The 16,609-nt window shown below is 69.6% G+C and carries 19 protein-coding genes; 9 read left to right on the top strand and 10 right to left on the bottom strand.

Translation table 11 applies throughout. The annotated features are described in order from the left end of the window. Positions 1 to 14 precede the first annotated feature (14 nt). The 3 genes from flgC to AC3WTD_RS16395 all read right to left on the bottom strand — a co-directional run bounded on the left by flgC (position 15) and on the right by AC3WTD_RS16395 (position 1,946). Positions 15 to 434 carry a flagellar basal body rod protein FlgC gene (flgC, locus tag AC3WTD_RS16405; protein ID WP_027492133.1) on the bottom strand — a complete coding sequence of 140 codons (420 nt, stop codon included), beginning with the start codon at positions 432 to 434 and terminating at the stop codon, positions 15 to 17. Then, a complete protein-coding gene (flgB, locus tag AC3WTD_RS16400; protein WP_027492134.1) occupies positions 434 to 838 on the bottom strand; it encodes a flagellar basal body rod protein FlgB in 405 nt (134 codons plus the stop codon). The genes flgC and flgB overlap by 1 nt, the downstream gene beginning before the upstream one ends. A gap of 169 nt (positions 839 to 1,007) precedes the next feature. Continuing rightward, entirely contained in the window at positions 1,008 to 1,946 is a 939-nt protein-coding gene (locus AC3WTD_RS16395) for a chemotaxis protein (RefSeq protein WP_492614426.1), read from the bottom strand. Between the two features lie 236 nt (positions 1,947 to 2,182). Between AC3WTD_RS16395 and AC3WTD_RS16390 the strand changes: the two genes are divergently transcribed. The 5 genes from AC3WTD_RS16390 to AC3WTD_RS16370 all read left to right on the top strand — a co-directional run bounded on the left by AC3WTD_RS16390 (position 2,183) and on the right by AC3WTD_RS16370 (position 6,473). Further along, a complete protein-coding gene (locus AC3WTD_RS16390; protein WP_492614425.1) occupies positions 2,183 to 3,487 on the top strand; it encodes a methyl-accepting chemotaxis protein in 1,305 nt (434 codons plus the stop codon). Next, positions 3,484 to 4,212 carry a flagellar basal body P-ring formation chaperone FlgA gene (gene flgA / locus AC3WTD_RS16385; protein WP_235642363.1) on the top strand — a complete coding sequence of 243 codons (729 nt, stop codon included), beginning with the start codon at positions 3,484 to 3,486 and terminating at the stop codon, positions 4,210 to 4,212. Before AC3WTD_RS16390 ends, flgA begins: the two co-directional genes overlap by 4 nt. Positions 4,213 to 4,315: 103 nt before the next feature. After that, positions 4,316 to 4,639, top strand: a complete 324-nt coding sequence (gene flgM / locus AC3WTD_RS16380) for a flagellar biosynthesis anti-sigma factor FlgM (protein ID WP_037089290.1) — start codon at positions 4,316 to 4,318, stop codon at positions 4,637 to 4,639. Beyond that, the gene (locus tag AC3WTD_RS16375) at positions 4,636 to 5,082 is read left to right on the top strand and encodes a flagella synthesis protein FlgN (RefSeq protein ID WP_492614424.1); all 447 of its coding nucleotides are present in this window, start codon (positions 4,636 to 4,638) and stop codon (positions 5,080 to 5,082) included. The genes flgM and AC3WTD_RS16375 overlap by 4 nt, the downstream gene beginning before the upstream one ends. Before the next feature lie 107 nt (positions 5,083 to 5,189). Beyond that, positions 5,190 to 6,473 carry an EAL and HDOD domain-containing protein gene (locus AC3WTD_RS16370; protein ID WP_492614423.1) on the top strand — a complete coding sequence of 428 codons (1,284 nt, stop codon included), beginning with the start codon at positions 5,190 to 5,192 and terminating at the stop codon, positions 6,471 to 6,473. A gap of 25 nt (positions 6,474 to 6,498) precedes the next feature. Here AC3WTD_RS16370 and AC3WTD_RS16365 read toward each other — a convergent pair whose 3' ends face one another. From AC3WTD_RS16365 to rsmD, 7 genes are all read right to left on the bottom strand, one after another. Further along, on the bottom strand, positions 6,499 to 7,533 hold the full coding sequence (locus AC3WTD_RS16365) for a TMEM43 family protein (protein WP_492614422.1): 1,035 nt from the start codon (positions 7,531 to 7,533) through the stop codon (positions 6,499 to 6,501). Next, a complete protein-coding gene (locus AC3WTD_RS16360) occupies positions 7,533 to 8,405 on the bottom strand; it encodes an MBL fold metallo-hydrolase (protein WP_492614421.1) in 873 nt (290 codons plus the stop codon). The genes AC3WTD_RS16365 and AC3WTD_RS16360 overlap by 1 nt, the downstream gene beginning before the upstream one ends. A 381-nt stretch (positions 8,406 to 8,786) precedes the next feature. Beyond that, entirely contained in the window at positions 8,787 to 10,511 is a 1,725-nt protein-coding gene (gene ggt, locus AC3WTD_RS16355; protein WP_492614420.1) for a gamma-glutamyltransferase, read from the bottom strand. Beyond that, positions 10,508 to 10,768, bottom strand: a complete 261-nt coding sequence (locus tag AC3WTD_RS16350; protein ID WP_027491065.1) for a YfhL family 4Fe-4S dicluster ferredoxin — start codon at positions 10,766 to 10,768, stop codon at positions 10,508 to 10,510. Before AC3WTD_RS16350 ends, ggt begins: the two co-directional genes overlap by 4 nt. 92 nt (positions 10,769 to 10,860) lie before the next feature. Next, positions 10,861 to 11,364, bottom strand: a complete 504-nt coding sequence (locus AC3WTD_RS16345) for a hypothetical protein (RefSeq protein WP_492614419.1) — start codon at positions 11,362 to 11,364, stop codon at positions 10,861 to 10,863. Continuing rightward, positions 11,357 to 11,908 carry a pantetheine-phosphate adenylyltransferase gene (coaD, locus tag AC3WTD_RS16340; RefSeq protein WP_235642365.1) on the bottom strand — a complete coding sequence of 184 codons (552 nt, stop codon included), beginning with the start codon at positions 11,906 to 11,908 and terminating at the stop codon, positions 11,357 to 11,359. Before coaD ends, AC3WTD_RS16345 begins: the two co-directional genes overlap by 8 nt. A gap of 28 nt (positions 11,909 to 11,936) precedes the next feature. Beyond that, on the bottom strand, positions 11,937 to 12,518 hold the full coding sequence (gene rsmD / locus AC3WTD_RS16335; RefSeq protein ID WP_027491068.1) for a 16S rRNA (guanine(966)-N(2))-methyltransferase RsmD: 582 nt from the start codon (positions 12,516 to 12,518) through the stop codon (positions 11,937 to 11,939). 74 nt (positions 12,519 to 12,592) lie between these two features. Between rsmD and ftsY the strand changes: the two genes are divergently transcribed. The 4 genes from ftsY to AC3WTD_RS16315 form a co-directional block, all read left to right on the top strand. Next, positions 12,593 to 13,726 carry a signal recognition particle-docking protein FtsY gene (ftsY, locus tag AC3WTD_RS16330; protein WP_492614418.1) on the top strand — a complete coding sequence of 378 codons (1,134 nt, stop codon included), beginning with the start codon at positions 12,593 to 12,595 and terminating at the stop codon, positions 13,724 to 13,726. A 23-nt stretch (positions 13,727 to 13,749) separates the two neighbouring features. Then, a complete protein-coding gene (locus AC3WTD_RS16325; RefSeq protein ID WP_492614417.1) occupies positions 13,750 to 14,823 on the top strand; it encodes an AsmA family protein in 1,074 nt (357 codons plus the stop codon). Next, complete coding sequence (gene mutY, locus AC3WTD_RS16320) at positions 14,820 to 15,887, top strand: A/G-specific adenine glycosylase (RefSeq protein WP_492614416.1); 1,068 nt, start codon at positions 14,820 to 14,822, stop codon at positions 15,885 to 15,887. The genes AC3WTD_RS16325 and mutY overlap by 4 nt, the downstream gene beginning before the upstream one ends. 281 nt (positions 15,888 to 16,168) lie before the next feature. Next, on the top strand, positions 16,169 to 16,609 hold a 441-nt coding region (locus tag AC3WTD_RS16315; protein ID WP_492614415.1), incomplete at its 3' end, for an IS110 family transposase.

Below are 16,609 nucleotides of genomic sequence, written 5' to 3'. Positions count from 1 at the left end.
CATCGGTAGCTGCCTCACTTGCCAAGATCCAGCGTCTTCTGCATCAGCTGGCGCGTGGAATTCATCACCTCGACGTTGTTCTGGTACGAGCGCGAGGCAGAGATCATGTTGACCAGCTCGTCCACCGGGTTGACGTTGCTGCTGTAGACGTAGCCGTCGGCGTCGGCCAGCGGGTTGCCGGGTTCGTAGCGGCTGGGGATCGCCGCCGGGCTCTCGGTGACGCCGAGCACCTGCACGCCCTCGCCTGGCGCATCGCCGCCGCCGTCCTGCCGGTTCTTCACGGCGGCAAACAGCGGTTCGCGCGCGCGGTAGGCCGCGTCCGGCGTGGTCGCCACGCTGTCGGCATTGGCGAGGTTGCTGGCCACCGTGTTCAGGCGCAGCGACTGCGCCGCCATGCCGGAACCGGCTACGTTGAAGATCGAGAACAGTGACATCAGCCCTGACCTCCGTTGATGGCCATGCGCAACATGCGGATCCGCGCGGTGATAAAGGAAAGGCTGGCCTGGTAGTGCACGCCGTTGGCGGCGAACGCAGCCTGCTCGGCCTGGGCGTCGACGGTGTTGCCGTCCATGCTCGGCTGGGTCGGCACGCGGTATGCCAGCACGCCGTCGGCCACCGGCCCGGCCGTACCGATCTGGCCGGCGGCGGTGGTCTGCAGCGGCAGTTCGCCCTGGCTGCCGCCGACGTCCGCCAGCACCTTGCGGAAGTCGATGTCGCGGGCCAGGTAGCCGGGCGTGTCGGCGTTGGCCAGGTTGTTGGCGAGCACCTCGGTGCGGCGCTGCCACAGGTCCAGAGCCCGGGTGTGGATACCGAACAGGTTGTCAGGGGTCAGGGACATCGCTTTGCTCCGCGTGCAGTTGCCGCACGGAGCTGGAGGCAAATTGCATGCCACCACGGGGAAAGCGTTGCTGCAACTGGGCTGGCGAAGCCGTGCCCGCGACACCGCGAGGGCGCCGCCGGCGAAAAGACGGATTGTTGACGCACTGCTGGCGCCAGCCGCGCCGGAGTCAGCGCGTCGACACTTCTGCCGGCTCGGGCAACAGCTCCAGCACCGCCTGCGCCAGCAGGTCCGGCTGGTACTTGGCGACGAAGCGGTCGGCCTTGACCTCCTTCACCATCGCCTCGTTGAAGATGCCGCTGAGCGAGCTGTGCAGCACCACCTTGAGCTGGCGCAGGCCCGGCGTCTCGCGGATCGCGCGGGTCAGCGCGTAGCCGTCCAGGCGCGGCATCTCGATGTCCGACACCACCAGCCTGACGCCATCGGCGGGGTCGCCCGCCGCGAGTTCCTGCAGGCGCTCGAGCGCTTCGCGGCCATCCGTCGCCACCACGCATTCAATGTTCATCTGCTTGAACAAGCCGACCAGCCGGCGGCGCGCGATCAGCGAATCGTCCACCACCATCACCCGTCGCGGCGACAGCGCACGGGTGTCGGCGGCGCGCTGCATCTGCATGGACAGCTCGGCCGGCGGGGCGTCGATGCTGGCCAGCACGTGCTCCACGTCGACCACCGCCATCAGCGCGCCGTCGATGCGGGTTACCGCATTGACCCGCGCACCGAAGCCCAGGTTGCTCGGCGGCGCCACCAGGGTTTCGCCCGCGCACTGCACCATGCGCTGCAGGTCCGCCACCAGGAAGCCCTGCACCGAGCGGTTGAATTCGGTCACCATCAGATGCGCCGAAGCCACCTCGCGCAGCGGCGCGTAGCCGAGTGCGGCGGCCAGATCGATCACCGGAATGGTCTGCCCGCGGTAGTCGCAGCTGCCGGCCAGCAAGGCGTGCACGCCCGGCATGCGCTCCAGCGGTGGACGGCGCAGCACCTCGCGCACCTTGAACACGTTGATGCCGAACAGCTGCTCGTCGCCCAGCCGGAACAGCAGCATGGCCACCCGGTTGTGCCCGGCCAGCCGGGTGTGCTGCTCCACCTTTTCCAGCAACGTGCCGCCCATGCGCTCTCCTCGGGTGCGCTGCCGCCGCCGCGGCCGTACGCGGTGGCTATCGGCCGCAACACGGCGCACTTGAGCGCTGCCGTGCTTCGCTCCCTCCCTGCGCAGCAGGGTGTACAGACCGGGAGGGGTGCGCTCTTCGCCGCACTGGCATGCGACTTGCTTCCTCAAGTTTCGCAGCTTGCTGTCGATGCAGCGGTTGCACTTCCGCGCCACATACCCAAGGTGACCTCCGCCCCATGAGCCTGACCTGGACCACGCACCTCACTGCCCTGGTGGAGGCCGCCGTCGCGGGCGACGACGCGAAGGTCGCCGCGCTGCGACGGCGGTATCCGCGCGCGGCGCACGTGCTGGCTCCACTGCTGGCCCGCGTCGCCGCCCGGCCGCCTGCCTCGGTGGCGCTGCAGACCGTGGAGCAGCAGAGTCTGGTGCTTGGCGCGGTGCAGCAGCTGTCGCGCGAACAGGCGGCGCTGGCCAAGGCCGCCGGCGAGGGCTGCGGCAGCGTCGATCGTTTGACGGATGGCAGCGCCGGTATCTCGACGGCGCTGCAGCAGATCGGCACCGAACTCGACCAGGCCAGCCAGGCCGGGCAGGCCGGCGAACGCAGCGTCAGCGAGCTCGATGGCCAGCTGCGCCTGCTGCGCAGCGCGCTGTCGGCGATGAACCGCAACCAGAGCAAGCTGGCCGAGCAGGTAGCGCAGATCCGCCAGCTGATCGGCGTGGTGCAGGAGATCGCGCACCAGACCAACCTGGTGGCGCTGAACGCGGCGATCGAGGCGGCGCGTGCCGGCGAGGCGGGCCGCGGCTTCGCCGTGGTCGCCGACGAGGTCAAGCAGCTGGCGGAAAAAACCACGCTCACCACCACCGAAATCGAGGCCGTCACCGGCTCGATCGGCGATTTTTCGTTGCAGCTGGACGGTGACGTGCAGCACAGCCTGCAGCAACTGGAGCGCGCGCAGGCCGGCGTCGGCCAGTCCGGCGCCACCCTGCGCGAAGGCGGCGAAGCCGTGCAGGCCGCCGGCGCGCGCATCCACAAGCTGCAGCAGAACCACGATGTGCAGCACGCGCGCGCCACCGCGGCGCAGGCTGCGCTCGGCGCGCTGCAGCGCCGCGGCAACGAGGCGCGGCGCCAGTCCGACGCGCTGCATCGCGCCGCCCTGCTGGCGCACCGGCTGGGGCTGGACTGGCTGGAAGGCGAAAGCGGCCGCGACCCGGCCAGCCTCAGCCTGACCCTGCGCGAGGCGTCGCTGAACCTGCGCCAGGCAGCGGAGCTGGCCTTGCTGGAACCGGGCGCGCTGGATCGGCGCTGGTTCGATACCCACGCGATCAACCGCAGCGCCGACCGACTGGGCGCGCTGTACCAGGGCCACCCCGCCAGCGCCGGCCTGAGCGGCAGCGGCAGCCGCCTGTGCGAACAGGGCAACCGCTTCGTCACCCTGCTTTGCGACGGCCAGCTCGAACAGGCCGCCACGCTGTCGCAGCAGATGGAATCCGATCGCGAAGCGCTGCTCGGACAACTCGGCGCCTTGCTGGCGGACGCATGAGCAAAACCGGGCTCCTCGTCACCGGCTTGCTGCTCGCCGCGCTGGGCTTCGGCGCGTGGCCGCAGAGTGCCCGTGCCGACGGCACCACCGCCACCACGCAATCGCCCGACAGCGTACGCGCCGCGGCCGAACAGGCGGTGCGCGAGCACTACGCGCTGCCGGGCAGCCGGGTGGTGGTCAGCGCCGCGCCGCTCGACCTGCGCCTGCGCCTGGACGCCTGCCGCGAACCGCTGCGCGCCGTGGTGCCTGTCTATGCGGCGACCTCGTCGCGCCTGACCGTGCCGGTGCGCTGCCCGCAACCCGGCGGCTGGACCGTGCGCGTGCCGCTGCAGCTGCAACTGTTCCGCCACGTGCTGGTGACCAGCCGGCCGCTGCTGCGCGGCGACGGCCTGGGCGCCGCAGACGTGCACGCGGAGGAACGCGACGTTGCCCGGCTCGGCTACGGCTACATCGACAACCTCGCCCAGGTGGCCGGCCGCACGCTGGCCCGCTCGCTGGCGCAGGGCAGCGTGCTTTCGCCCGGCGCACTGGGCGGCCGCCGCATGGTGCGTGCCGGCGACCGCGTGGAGATGGTGGCCAGGCTCGACGGCATCGAGGTACGCGCGACCGGCGTGGCGATGGGCAGCGGCGACAACGGCGCCCGCCTGCGGGTGCGCAACGAAAGCTCGGGCAAGGTGGTCGACGCGATGGTCAGCGCCCCGGGCACGGTGGTCGCGCTGCCATGAGCGCCGCCAGCCGGCGCCGCCACGCCCGCCATTCACCGCTAAAGTTTCCGCGACTGCAGCCGATCTGTCGGTTACAGGGCCACACCCCAGCGAGCACGGACCCATGAATACGACCATTTCCAACAACGGCTTGCCGAAGTTCACGCAGACCACCGGCAGCGCGGGCAACGGCCCGGCCACCACGGCCAGCGGTTCGGCGGATGCCGCTAGCGCCGTGCCCAAGGCCGGCGACCAGCTCAAGCTGACCGACTCGGCCCTTGCGCTGCAGGAAGCCGCCCGGACCGACGACAGCACCGTGATCGACGCGGCGCGGGTGGAACGCCTGCGCCAGGCGCTGGCCGACGGCAGCTACAAGGTCGATGCCGGGCGCATCGCCGACCGCATGCTTGCGCTGGAACAGCAGCTCGGCGGCACGGGCAAGGCATGAACCGGCCGCTGCAGCACGAGCTGGACGACGCGCTGGCCGCGGTGCTGGGCGACATGCAGCAGGCGGTCGACCGGCTCGCGCAGGTGCTCGAAGCCGAGCGCACGGCGCTGGATGCCCGCGACAGCGACGCGCTGGACCAGGCCGGCACGCGCAAGCAGGCGCTGATGCTGCAACTGGAGCAGCTCGACGCCGAGCGTCAGCAGCTGGCGGCCGAGCAGCCGGCGGTGGCGGCCGCCTCGGCGGCTGGCTGGAGCCGCATCGTGCAGCGGCTGCAGTACTGCCACCTGCTCAACCAGCGCAACGGCAGCGTGGTCAGCCAGCGGCTGAGCCAGACGCGCCGCGCGCTGGCCGTATTGACCGGCCACGCCGGCGAGAACGAACTCTACGGCCGCTCCGGCGAACTGCATGCCAGCCTGCGCTCGCAGGTACTGGCGGCGGTATGACCTCGCGATGAGAGACCACGCCACCGGCTGCCCACGCAAACGATCCCCCTACTGACTGCGAAGCAGCCCTCCCCCGGCACGCCCACCGTCAACCACGACGACCGATCATGAGCCAACCGAACGCTTCCTCCGCTGCCTCCCCCTCCATCGACACGCCGGGTCGCGAGGGCTTGCCGACCTCGGTGCCGCTGCCAGTGTTGCGCGTGCCCATGCTCGACCGCGAGCGCCAGCTGTTCGCCTACGAGATCGTGTTCCACCGCGAGCCGGGCGACGAGCAGACCCTGCTGCAATGCGTGCTGTCGACCATCACCGACGGCGCGCTGACCCGGCTGGTGCGCGGCAACCGCGCATTCCTCAACATGCCGGCCGAGCTGTTGCCGGAAGACTCCGACGTGCTGCTGCACCAGCCGCGCCTCGGCGTGGTGCTGCTGCCGCACGTGGCTACCGACGCGCCGCTGATGAAGCACCTGCAGCAGATGGCGCAGCGCGGCTGCCAGTTCATGCTCGACGTGCCCGGCGCCGACCTGGAAAGCAGCCTGGCGCTGGAAACCCTGCTGCAGATGGTGCAGCTGGTGCGGCTGGACGCCAGCCACCTGAGCCCCGAACGGCTGAAGGAACGCGCCGGGGAGCTGCACCAGCGCGGCATCCAGGTGGTGGCCGGCCACGTCAACGACCATCTCTCCTACGAACGCTGCCTGGAGCTGCCGCTGAAGGCGATCCAGGGCCGCTACCTGCTGATCCCGCAACCGGTGGCGGTACCCGTGCTCACCGCCAATCGCCTGAGCATGCTGCGCCTGATGCGCGTGTTGCAGGAAAGCAACCCCGGCCCGGTGGAGCTGGGCAACATTGTGCGCGACGACGCGGTACTCAGCTACAAGCTGCTCAGCTGCGTCAACTCGGCCTATTTCGCGCTGCCGCGGCAATTGAAGTCGGTGCAGCAGGCGGCGATCTTCTTCGGTGTCATGCGCATGCGCAACTGGATCGACACCATGTCCATGTGCAGCATGGACGACCGTCCGCCGGAACTGCTGCGCGCCGCGCTGATCCGCGCGCACATGTGCGAGGAGCTGGCCACCGGCATGCCCAACGGCTATCCGGAGATGGCCTTCACCGTGGGCCTGTTCTCGCTGCTCGATACCCTGATGTGCGCGCCGATGGAGTTCCTGCTGACCCACCTGCGCCTGGTGCCGGAGATCAGCGATGCGCTGACCGGCCGCGGCGGGCCGTTCGCGCCACTGTTGAAACAGATCCTCGCCTGGGAAGCCGGCGAGCTGACCAGCGAGCACGCCGTGCCGCAGCGCATCCAGCGCATGGCCACGATCTACCTGGGTGCCACGCAGTGGGCCGATCAGGTGTTCGCCTCGGCCGACGGCAAGTCGGCGACGGCCTGAGGGAAGGCGCGAAGCGCCCGCGCGTTCAACGCACGCGGCGCAGTCGCCAGCCGGTGAGCAGCAGGCCGCCCAGCGCCAGCGCCAGCCAGCCAAGCATGTTGCGCGTGTCGTTGCCGAGCCAGAGCACGCCGGCCACGATGCCCACGGCCAGCGCCGCCAGGCCCAGCGCCAGCAGCGGCTCGCACCGGTTACGCTGGACCGCGAGCAGCACGAACGCCCCCAGCGACGCCAGCAGCACCGCCAGGATCCGCCAGCCGGTCACGAACTCCGGTGGAACCGGAAGATCCGGAAAGATGTCCAGCACCGGCACGTCGCCGACCTGCACGACGTAACCCTTGCCGTCGGCAGCTTCGGTGGCCGCCACCAGCCGGTCGCCATCCACGCGCGCGACCACGGTCAGCTCCTGCAGCGGCACCTCGCTCCAGCTCACCCGCACATCGCCCAGCCGCGGGTCGCCCGGCTGCGCGCTGGTCACCAGGTAGTCCTGGTAGCGACTGAAGCTGGCCGCCAGATTCGCCGGCAGTGCACCAGGGTCCGGCGTGACCTGCTGCGTGCCCGGTATCGCATGCAGTAGCACGGGCCCCAACCCGAACCCGCCGAGTCGCACCAGGCCGGCGTCGAACTGCTTACCGCTGAGCGGGAAGCCAACCGGATTCGCGTGGCCCTGCGGTTCCTCGAAACGGTCGGCGTCGAGCAGGTGGTCGACCCAGTCCAGTTCGTAGTGCACGCCGCTGCCGACGCGCACCTCGCGCCACTGGAACATCTCCACATGGCGCACCAGCACCGGGGTATTCGCCCGCAGGTTGAAATCCGGATCGCGCGGCGCCTCCACCACCGTCGGCGTACCGGTCACGCGCGCCATCGCACCGTGCTCGCCGCCGGCTGGCGGCGAGTTGGTGCCGAGGTCGATCACCGCGCCACCATGCAGGCCGGCTACCACGCGGTAGTTCAGCAGGCTGCGTTCGGTGGTTGCCGCCAGGCCGATGCCGGCCAGCAGCAGCAGCGCACCGATAACGTTCCATGCCAGCCCCTGCAGGGAGCCCGTCCTGCGCCCTTTCATCAGCCCGCTTCCGCCTGGCGGGGCGGCGGCATGCCGCGCAGGATGCGCTGCTCGTCGGCGGTGCCGAAGCGGCCGCGCCCATCGCGGGTCACCCGCGCCAGCGCGCAATCGTGGTCATGGGTGAAGAACAGCTGCACGCCGCGCGCCAGCTTGTCCTCCAGGAACACGCGCTTCTCGTCGATCAGCTTCTCCGGGTAGCGGTCGTAGCCCATGGTGATCGGCAGATGCACCCAGAAGCGGCCGGGGATCAGGTCGGCGCAGAACACCACGCCGCCGACCTCGGCCAGCATCAGGCCGGGCGTATGGCCATCCGAAAAGAACAGGCGCACCGACTCGCCCAGCGTCCGCGAATGTTCGCCATCGACCAGCTCCAGCCGGCCGCTGGCTTCCAGCAGCGGCTGCAGCTCCGGCACGAACGAGGCGCGGTCGCGCGGATGCGGCTGCAGCGCGCGGCGCCAGTGCTCCGCGCCCACTACGAACTGTGCGTTCGGGAACAGCAGCCGCGGTGGCTGGCCCTCTTCCCACGCCGCCAGCAAGCCGCCGGCATGGTCGAAGTGCAGGTGCGACAGCACCACCACATCGATGTTCTCGTGGCCGAGCCCGGCCTCGGCCAGCGAATCCAGCAGCACATGCCGCGACTCGACCACGCCGTAACGCTCGCGCAGCGCCGGCTCGAAGAACGCGCCGATGCCGGCCTCGAACAGCACGTTGCGCCCATCCAGACCCTTCACCAGCAGGCAGCGACAGGCCAGCGGAATGCGGTTCTCCGCATCCGGCGCAATCCAGCGCGACCACAGCACCCGAGGAGCGTTGCCAAACATGGCGCCGCCGTCCAATTGCTGTGAGTTGCCCAGCAGAGACCAGAGTTCCATTTTCAGATACCTCGCGTTGCCACGGATTCGTCAAGAACGAATCCGGACGCCGCAGGCGGCCCTGCGCGCAGCGCAGGGTGAGACCTATGGATGGGCCGAACACAAATCCGCAAGGAGCGGATTTGGACAGCCGAAGGCTGGCCCGAAGGGTGAGGCCCATGGATGGGCCGAACAAACATGGCGCCGCCGTCCAATTGCTGCGAATTGCCGGTGAGCGAGAACAATTCCATGGTCTGACCTTGCTGGGAACTTCGAAAAAACCTCGATTTGGACCGTCGTCCCAGCGAAAGCTGGGACCCAGTGACTCTGGCTCACCGAAACCCTTGGCGCTGGATCCCGGCTTTCGCCGGAATGACGAGCAATGGCCAGTTTTCGAAGGGCCTACTGCACCTTGCCCAGCCCCGAGGGCCGGCGCGGGTCGCTGGCGGCGTCGAGCCGGTTGGCCTTGCGGTCCCAGGTGACCACGTTCATGAAGCCCCACGATTCGCGCGGCTTCAACGTATAGCCCATCTTCGTCAGCGCCCCGCTGGCGGCGGCGTCGAACGTGCCGTCCTCCACCATCACCACGTCCGGCAGGTACTGGTGGTGGAAGCGCTTGTGCGCGGCGATCTGCTGCGCGCTCTCGCCGTCGATGAAATGCAGGATGCCTTCCAGCACCTGGGTGATGATGGTCGAGCCGCCAGGCGAGCCGATCACCGCGGTGCGGCCGGCGCCAATCACGATGCTCGGCGACATCGACGACAGCATGCGCTTGCCGCCCTTCGGCGCGTTCGCCGTGCTGCCTAGCAGGCCGTACACATTCGGCTTGTCCGGCACCAGCGCGAAGTCGTCCATCTCGTCGTTGAGCAGCACGCCGGTGCCGGCGGCGACGAAGCCCGAACCCATCGTGTAGTTCACCGTGGAAGTCACCGCGGCCATGTTGCCGTCGGCGTCGATGATCGAGAAGTGGGTGGTGTGCATGCCCGGCTCCGGCGCCTCGGCGCGCGGCAGCATCGACGACGGCGTGGCCTTGTCGGGCAGGATGCCCTGGCGCAGGCCGGCGGCGTAGTACGGCGACAGCAGCATGTCCAGCGGCATCTGCACGAAGTCCGGGTCGCCCAGGTAGTCGTTGTGGTCGCGGAACGCGCGGCGCATCGCCTCGATGATGTAGTGCGCGCGCGTGGCGGCATCCATCTTGGTCAGGTCGTAGCCGGACAGGATGTTGAGGATCTCGGCGATCGCCACGCCGCCGGAGGACGGCGGCGGTGCGGTGACGATCCTGTAGCCGCGGTAGTCGACGCTGATCGGCGTGCGCTCCTTCGCCTGGTAACTGGCCAGGTCGGCCGGCGTCCAGTTGCCGCCGGCGGCGCGTACCGCCTCGACCAGCTTCTGCGCGACCTCGCCCCGATAGAAACCGTCGTGACCGTGCGCAGCGAGCAGTTCCAGCGTGCGCGCCTGGTCCGGGTCGCGCCAGACCGCGCCTTCCGCCGGCGGCTTGCCGCCCGGCAGGTACTTGGCGGCCGACGCGGGCCAGCGCTCGAGATCCTTCTGCGTGCCGGCGATCGCGCCGCGCAGGCGCTCGTCCGGCTGGAAGCCGTCACGCGCGATGCGGATCGCCGGCGCCAGCGACTGCGCCAGCGGCAGCCGTCCATAGCGGCTGGACAGCAGCGCCAGCCCGGCCGGCTGGCCCGGAATGCCGGCCGACAGCGGTCCGCGCAGCGCGGCGTCGCGGTTCGGGCTGCCGTCCGGGTTGAGGTAATCCTTCGGGTTCACTGCCGCCGGTGCAGTCTCGCGCGCGTCGATGAAGACGTCGCGGCCGTCCTTCGCCAGGTGCAGCACGGCCATGAAGCCGCCGCCGGTGCCGGAGCTTTCCGGCTCCACGATCGACAACGTGGCCGCCACCGCCACCGCCGCGTCGAACGCATTGCCGCCCCTGGCCAGCACTTCGAGGCCGGCTTCGGTGGCGTGGAAGTTCGCGCTGGCGACGGCCGCGTGACCGGGACGCAGCGACGCGGCGTGGGCCGGTGCGGGCGGCGCCGCCTTCGGCGCGCCGTCGGCGGCGAACGCGCTGCCGCCAGCCAGCAGCAGGCTCAGGGCGAGCACGCGCCAGTTCATGGAAAACCTCATGCCGCGGACTCCTTGGCCATCAGCTGACGGTACTTGAGTTCAAGCTGCTCGCGCGATTCGGCATGCTCGGAATCGCTGACGATGCATTCGACCGGGCATACCGCCACGCATTGCGGTTCGTCATGATGACCGACGCATTCGGTGCACAACGAGGGGTCGATCACGTAAAACTCCTCGCCCAGCGAGATCGCCTGGTTCGGGCAGGCCGGTTCGCAGACGTCGCAATTGACGCAGGTGTCGAGGATCTTCAGGGACATGGGGTCGGAGCCGCGGCGGACGAGGGAAACGGGAAGGAGAAACGGCCACCGCGCAGCCTCCCCTTCCCCCACCTGTACCCGCGGCGGCGTGCTTACATCGCGACGAAGCGCACCGTGGCGCCGGTCGGCTTCAGCACGTCATCGACGCGCTGCTGGTCGGCCTGGTTGCCGATGAAGAGGACAATCACGTCCTTGAACGAACCGGGCTTGGCATCCTTGAACGCCGCAGCCACCAGGTCCGCGGTCTTGGCCGAATCCGGGCCGGCGAACACCAGCATGTTGCCCGGCAGCACGCCGCGAGCCACGGTGTCCTCCACGTTCGACAGCTGACGGCCACGACCCGCCACCGCCTCCTCCGAATCGCCGCCCGGCACCAGGTACGGGTACGGGCGGTCGGCCTTCATGCCCTGCATGTTGTTCTGCACGATCTGGCCGAGGTAGGCGTTCCACGCCTTGGTGTCGTTCGGGTCGGTCGGCTTGGTCGCCTGCTGGCTGGTCTGCCGGCCGGCCTGCTCGGCGGATTCTTGCTTGCCGCAGGCGCTCAGGATCAGGCTGGCGGTCAGCGCGAGGGCAGCGATGAGAGCGAACTTACGCATGGTGGTCACCTTTTGTTTCGGGTTGCTTGTTGAAGTCGGAACGGCTCTGTTGCCAGCGCTGCCGCATGGCCTGTTGTACCGCCGGATGCACGAAACTGGAGATGTCGCCGCCGAGGCGACCGATCTCGCGCACCAGCGAGGACGAGATGAAACTGTATTGTTCGGCCGGCGTCAGGAACAGCGTTTCCGCCTGCGGAATCAGATGCCGGTTCATGCTGGCCAGCTGGAATTCGTATTCGAAATCCGACACTGCGCGCAGCCCGCGGATGATCACGCCGGCACCGACCTCCTGCACGAAGGTGGCCAGCAGGCAATCGAAGCCGCGCACCTCCACGTTCGGCAGGTCGGCCAGCGCCAGCCGCGCCAGGGTGATCCGCTCGCCGATGCTGAAACCCGGACCCTTGTTGGAACTGTCGGCCACCGCCACCACCACGTGATCGAACAGGTGCGCGGCGCGCGTCACCAGGTCGGTGTGCCCGTTGGTGATCGGATCGAAGGTGCCTGGATAGACGGCCAGGCGCGAGTTGCCCAAAGTTTTGCTCACGAGTAGGGAAGCGGCAGTGGTTGTGGCCCTAGCTTAACGGAAGCGCGCGCCGATAGAGCGCAAAGCGCACCTCGCCGGCGTGACCCTCGCGATGCAGCTGCCAGGTCGGCGGCAGGGTCGGGGCCTGGCCGCGCGGCGACTCCACGTAGATCCAGCTCCGTTCGGCCAGCCAGCCGCCCTGTTCCAACTGGCGCGCCAGCGTCGGCCACAACTGCAGCGCAAACGGCGGGTCGAGGAAGACCAGGTCGTACACCTGCGCCGCGCCGTGCAGGAACGCCTCCGCCTCCAGCGCCGCCACCTGGCCGCCGTCGGCCTTGAGCCGCGCGAGGTTTGCGCGCAGCGCCTGCGCCGCCTGCCTGTCACGCTCGACGAACTGCACGCTGGCCGCGCCGCGCGACAGCGCCTCGATGCCGAGCGCACCGGTGCCGGCGCACAGGTCCAGGCAACGCGCGCCGCCGAGCACCGGCGCCAGCCAGTTGAACAGGGTTTCGCGTACCCGCTCGGGGGTGGGCCGCAGGCCGGGCAGCTCCGGCACTTCCAGCCGCGAATTGCGCAGGCTGCCGCCGATGATGCGGATGCGCCCCGACGCGCTGCGGCGCGCACCGTTCATGCCGTCGCGCCCTCAGCGGCCAGTACGGGTTGGAGTGTTAGCATGCCGCCCATTGTCTTTGAATCACCGCCGCGATGCTCAAGTTCTGGAAGAAAAAGCCCACCGAAGCGGGGCCCGCCGACAAGCAGGCAGAGCACGCCGCCGCCGTTGCGCCGGAAAGCGGCGACGGCGTGCTGCACGAGGCGCTGGCCGAAATCGCCGCGCCGGCGGAAACCTGGCCTGAAACCGAGCGTTTCGTGGCGCCGGCCGCCGTGGCTGCCGAAGCGGCGGCGCCGACCAGGCGCAGCTGGCGCGAACGGTTGGCCGACAGCGGCTTCGCACGCAGCCTCGGCTCGCTGTTCGTGCGCCATCCGAAGCTCGACGACGACCTGCTCGACGAGCTGGAAACCGCTCTGATCACCGCCGACGTCGGCATCGAGGCCAGCACCGAGCTGGTCGAGAGCCTGCGCAAGCGCATGCACAAGCGCGAATTCGCCGACGCGCCGGCGCTGCTGGCCGCGCTGCGCCAGGCGCTGCTGGCCCTGCTCAAGCCGGTCGAGCAGCCGCTGCAGGTAGACGGCAGGAAGCCGTTCGTAGTGCTGGTGGTCGGCATCAACGGTGCCGGCAAGACCACCACCATCGGCAAACTGGCGCGCCGCTGGCGCGACGAGCAGCGCGCGGTGATGCTGGCCGCCGGCGACACCTTCCGCGCCGCCGCGGTCGAGCAACTGAAGACCTGGGGCGAGCGCAACGCGGTGCCGGTGATCTCGCAGGGCCAGGACGCCGACGCCGCCAGCGTGATCTTCGACGCGCTGCAGGCCGCGCGCTCGCGCGGCGCCGACCTGCTGATCGCCGACACCGCCGGCCGGCTGCACACCCAGGGCGGGCTGATGGACGAGCTGGGCAAGATCGCCCGCGTGCTGAAGAAGCTCGACGCCGACGCGCCGCACGAGGTGCTGATGGTGATCGACGGCACCACCGGCCAGAACGCGGTCAGCCAGGTGCGCCAGTTCCGCCAGATCGTCGGCGTCACCGGGCTGGCGGTGACCAAGCTCGACGGCACCGCCAAGGGCGGCGTGGTGTTCGCGCTGGCACGCGAGTTCGGCCTGCCGATCCGCTTCGTGGGCCTGGGCGAAAGCGCCACCGACCTGCGTCCGTTCGAGGCCGCGGCGTTCGTTGACGGTCTGCTGCCGGCCAGCCTCGGCGGCGGGGCGCAGGGCCATGACTGAATCATGCCGGCGAGGCTGAGCGCATGCCGCGCCGACTGCGTCTGACCCTGCTGGTCCTCGGCGGCTTCGCGCTGGCGTTGCTGCTGGCCGCGGTGATCGCGGTCTATATCCTGCTGCAGCCGGAACGCTTCACCCACATGCTGCAGTCCCAGGCGCGCAGCGCCGGACTCGAACTGAACCTGGCCAGCCCGGCCAGCCCGACCCTGTTCCCGCGGCCGGCGCTGGACCTGGACGGCATCACGCTCAATGCCGCAGGCGCCGGCGCACCGATCCTGCTGGCCGCACACGGCCAGCTGGTGCTGCCGTGGCATACCGTGCTGGGCGGCCCCACGGTCATCTCACAACTGCACATCGAGTCGCCGCGGGTCGACCTCGACGCGCTGCAGGAATGGCTCGCCGCGCTGCCCGCGCAGCCCGACGGCGTGCCGCCGAACATCCCGCGCATCGACACCGGTGTCAGCGTCAGCCGCGGCAGCGTGGTGCGCGGCAACCAGGTGCTGCTCGGCAATGTCTCGCTCGAAGCCGGCAGCCTGGTTTCCGGCCAGCCGTTCCCGCTCAGCCTGTCCGCCACCACCGCCGCGGGCACGCCACTGCGGCTGCGGCTGTCCGCCACGCCGCGCATCGAGGGCAACGCGCTGCAGCTCGACAACATCACCTTGCACCTGTCGCAGGGCAGCGCGACCACGCTAGCGCTCACCGGCAATGCGCACTGGCACGGCGCCGCCGACGCCGCCGCCAACCTCGCCGGCAAACTCGACCAGGCCAATGCCGGCCAGTACGACGTCTCGCTGCTGCTGACTCCTGCCGACCAGAGCAATCCACTGCTGCTTGCGCTGAAGCTCGACGGCCCCGCCAATCACGCCGACCTGCGCCTGCCGCCGCTGGCGCTGGCGCATTGGTGGAGCCAGCTGGACAACCCGCAGGGGCCGCAGCTGAGCGTGCCGCCGGGCAGCGGTCGTGCCGAGATCGCGCAATTCCAGGCCGGCAGCATCAGCATCGAAGGCCTGACCATCCGTGCCGGCACGGACGTGCCCGCGGCTGCCGCCACGGTCGCCGCGCCGGCGAGCAAGCCTGTCGCCGGCAAACCATCGCCATGAGTGCGTCGCTGGCTGCCCGCCTGCTGCGCTGGTTCGACCGGCACGGCCGCAAGGACCTGCCCTGGCAGCACGCGCTCGACGACGGTCGGCGCGACGCCTATCGCGTATGGCTGTCCGAGGTGATGCTGCAGCAGACCCAGGTGGCCACCGTGATCGGCTACTTCGAGCGCTTCGTCCGCGCGCTGCCCACCCTGCGCGATCTTGCCGCCGCCGACGAGGACACCGTGCTGGCGCTGTGGTCGGGCCTCGGCTACTACCGTCGCGCGCGCTTCCTGCATCGCGCCGCACTGATCTGCGCGGAACGGCACGACGGCGAACTGCCGCGCGACTTCGCCGCACTCGCCGCCCTGCCCGGCATCGGCCGCTCCACCGCTGGCGCGATCCTCGCCCAGGCGCACGGGCTGCGCTTCCCCATCCTCGACGGCAACGTCAAGCGCGTGCTGGCGCGCTGGCACGGCATCCACGGCTATCCCGGCGACAGCGCGGTGGAAAAGCAGCTGTGGCAACACGCCGAGGCGCACACGCCGAAGGCCCGCGTGGCCGACTACACCCAGGCGATCATGGATCTGGGCGCCACCGTCTGCATGCGCGCGCGCCCGCACTGCGAAGCCTGCCCGCTGGCCGCCGACTGCGTCGCCCGCCGCGACGGCCTCACCGCGCTATTGCCCAGCCGCAAACCGGCGAAATCCATTCCCACCCGCGCCACCGTGATGCTGGTCCTGCGCGACCGCCATGGCCGCGTGCTGCTGGAACGGCGCGGTCCGCATGGCGTGTGGTCCGGCCTGTGGAGCCTGCCCGAGGCCAGCGACCCGGATGGTGCCTGGCGCATCGCGCAGCAGCACGCACGGGTCGACGACGCGCAGGCGCTAGCCCCGTTCACCCACGTCTTCAGCCACTACCGGCTCGCCATCGAGCCGCTGCTGTTCGACCACGCGACAGCGCAGCGCGGCATCGCCGATAATCCGCAGCTACGCTGGTGCGGTGCCGACGACCTGGGCGCACTGGGACTACCCGCCCCAGTCCGCACCCTGCTCCAGAACATCCAGCTCCAAAACATCGTGTAGGAGCGCACCCTGTGCGCGATGCTCTCCACTTCGATCGACATCAGAGCATCGCGCACAGGGTGCGCTTGTATGTTTGGTCCCGGCAAGCGAGAAAGAGCTTGCCGGGGTGGAGGGACCAGGTTCGCATCTGGCCAAAGGCACAGACGGTAGGAGACTTCGTCCCGCCCCTCACCACCAGCGCCAATAAGGAATCTATCGGCCTTTGGGACCGACGATTTGTGGCAAGCCAGCGCAGGTGAGTTCCCGGCAAGCGCCCTGAAAGCTACCCGGGAGAACCCCTCATGGCAATGCATGTTGAAGCTCGATTGATTGGCGCCGATGTGGCCAAGGCGGAGCTGGTGATTCGCCAGTCCTGGTCGTCGGATGGGGTGAAGTTGAGCAATGAACGCAAGGCGATCGACCGCTACCTCAAGACGCTGGCCGGCCCCGTGTGCCTGGCGGTGGAAGCGACCAACGTCTTTCACGTCCTGCTGGTCGAGCGGGCTCACGCGTTGGGGCATTCGATCTACGTGATTGATGGCCTGCGGCTGAAGCGCTACCGCGAAAGCATCGGCGGACGAGCCAAGACCGATGCGTCGGACGCCGCCTTGCTATTGCGCTACCTCACGCATGAGAAGAGCGATCTGCGGGCGTGGACCCCGCCGCCAGCGGGCTATGCCACGGTCCAGCGTCTACTGCGCCGTCGCGCCGTGCTGGTTCAGGCACAAACGACCTTGCGTCAG

The organism is Rhodanobacter sp. FW106-PBR-R2A-1-15 (assembly GCF_058789735.1).
The sequence above is the reverse complement of the archived record's forward strand: the minus strand, read 5'-3'. Positions and strand labels throughout refer to the sequence as shown.

Excerpts from the sequence above, each read along its gene's own strand:
- flgM (WP_037089290.1), top strand. The coding sequence starts at position 4,316 with ATGAATACGACCATTTCCAACAACGGCTTGCCGAAGTTCACGCAGACC.
- AC3WTD_RS16325 (WP_492614417.1), top strand. The coding sequence starts at position 13,750 with ATGCCGCGCCGACTGCGTCTGACCCTGCTGGTCCTCGGCGGCTTCGCG.
- ggt (WP_492614420.1), bottom strand. The coding sequence starts at position 10,511 with ATGAGGTTTTCCATGAACTGGCGCGTGCTCGCCCTGAGCCTGCTGCTG.
- flgB (WP_027492134.1), bottom strand. The coding sequence starts at position 838 with ATGTCCCTGACCCCTGACAACCTGTTCGGTATCCACACCCGGGCTCTG.
- AC3WTD_RS16365 (WP_492614422.1), bottom strand. The coding sequence starts at position 7,533 with ATGAAAGGGCGCAGGACGGGCTCCCTGCAGGGGCTGGCATGGAACGTT.
- AC3WTD_RS16390 (WP_492614425.1), top strand. The coding sequence starts at position 2,183 with ATGAGCCTGACCTGGACCACGCACCTCACTGCCCTGGTGGAGGCCGCC.
- AC3WTD_RS16360 (WP_492614421.1), bottom strand. The coding sequence starts at position 8,405 with ATGGAACTCTGGTCTCTGCTGGGCAACTCACAGCAATTGGACGGCGGC.
- AC3WTD_RS16375 (WP_492614424.1), top strand. The coding sequence starts at position 4,636 with ATGAACCGGCCGCTGCAGCACGAGCTGGACGACGCGCTGGCCGCGGTG.
- AC3WTD_RS16350 (WP_027491065.1), bottom strand. The coding sequence starts at position 10,768 with ATGTCCCTGAAGATCCTCGACACCTGCGTCAATTGCGACGTCTGCGAA.
- rsmD (WP_027491068.1), bottom strand. The coding sequence starts at position 12,518 with ATGAACGGTGCGCGCCGCAGCGCGTCGGGGCGCATCCGCATCATCGGC.
- flgA (WP_235642363.1), top strand. The coding sequence starts at position 3,484 with ATGAGCAAAACCGGGCTCCTCGTCACCGGCTTGCTGCTCGCCGCGCTG.
- flgC (WP_027492133.1), bottom strand. The coding sequence starts at position 434 with ATGTCACTGTTCTCGATCTTCAACGTAGCCGGTTCCGGCATGGCGGCG.
- mutY (WP_492614416.1), top strand. The coding sequence starts at position 14,820 with ATGAGTGCGTCGCTGGCTGCCCGCCTGCTGCGCTGGTTCGACCGGCAC.
- AC3WTD_RS16370 (WP_492614423.1), top strand. The coding sequence starts at position 5,190 with ATGAGCCAACCGAACGCTTCCTCCGCTGCCTCCCCCTCCATCGACACG.
- AC3WTD_RS16345 (WP_492614419.1), bottom strand. The coding sequence starts at position 11,364 with ATGCGTAAGTTCGCTCTCATCGCTGCCCTCGCGCTGACCGCCAGCCTG.
- ftsY (WP_492614418.1), top strand. The coding sequence starts at position 12,593 with ATGCTCAAGTTCTGGAAGAAAAAGCCCACCGAAGCGGGGCCCGCCGAC.
- AC3WTD_RS16395 (WP_492614426.1), bottom strand. The coding sequence starts at position 1,946 with ATGGGCGGCACGTTGCTGGAAAAGGTGGAGCAGCACACCCGGCTGGCC.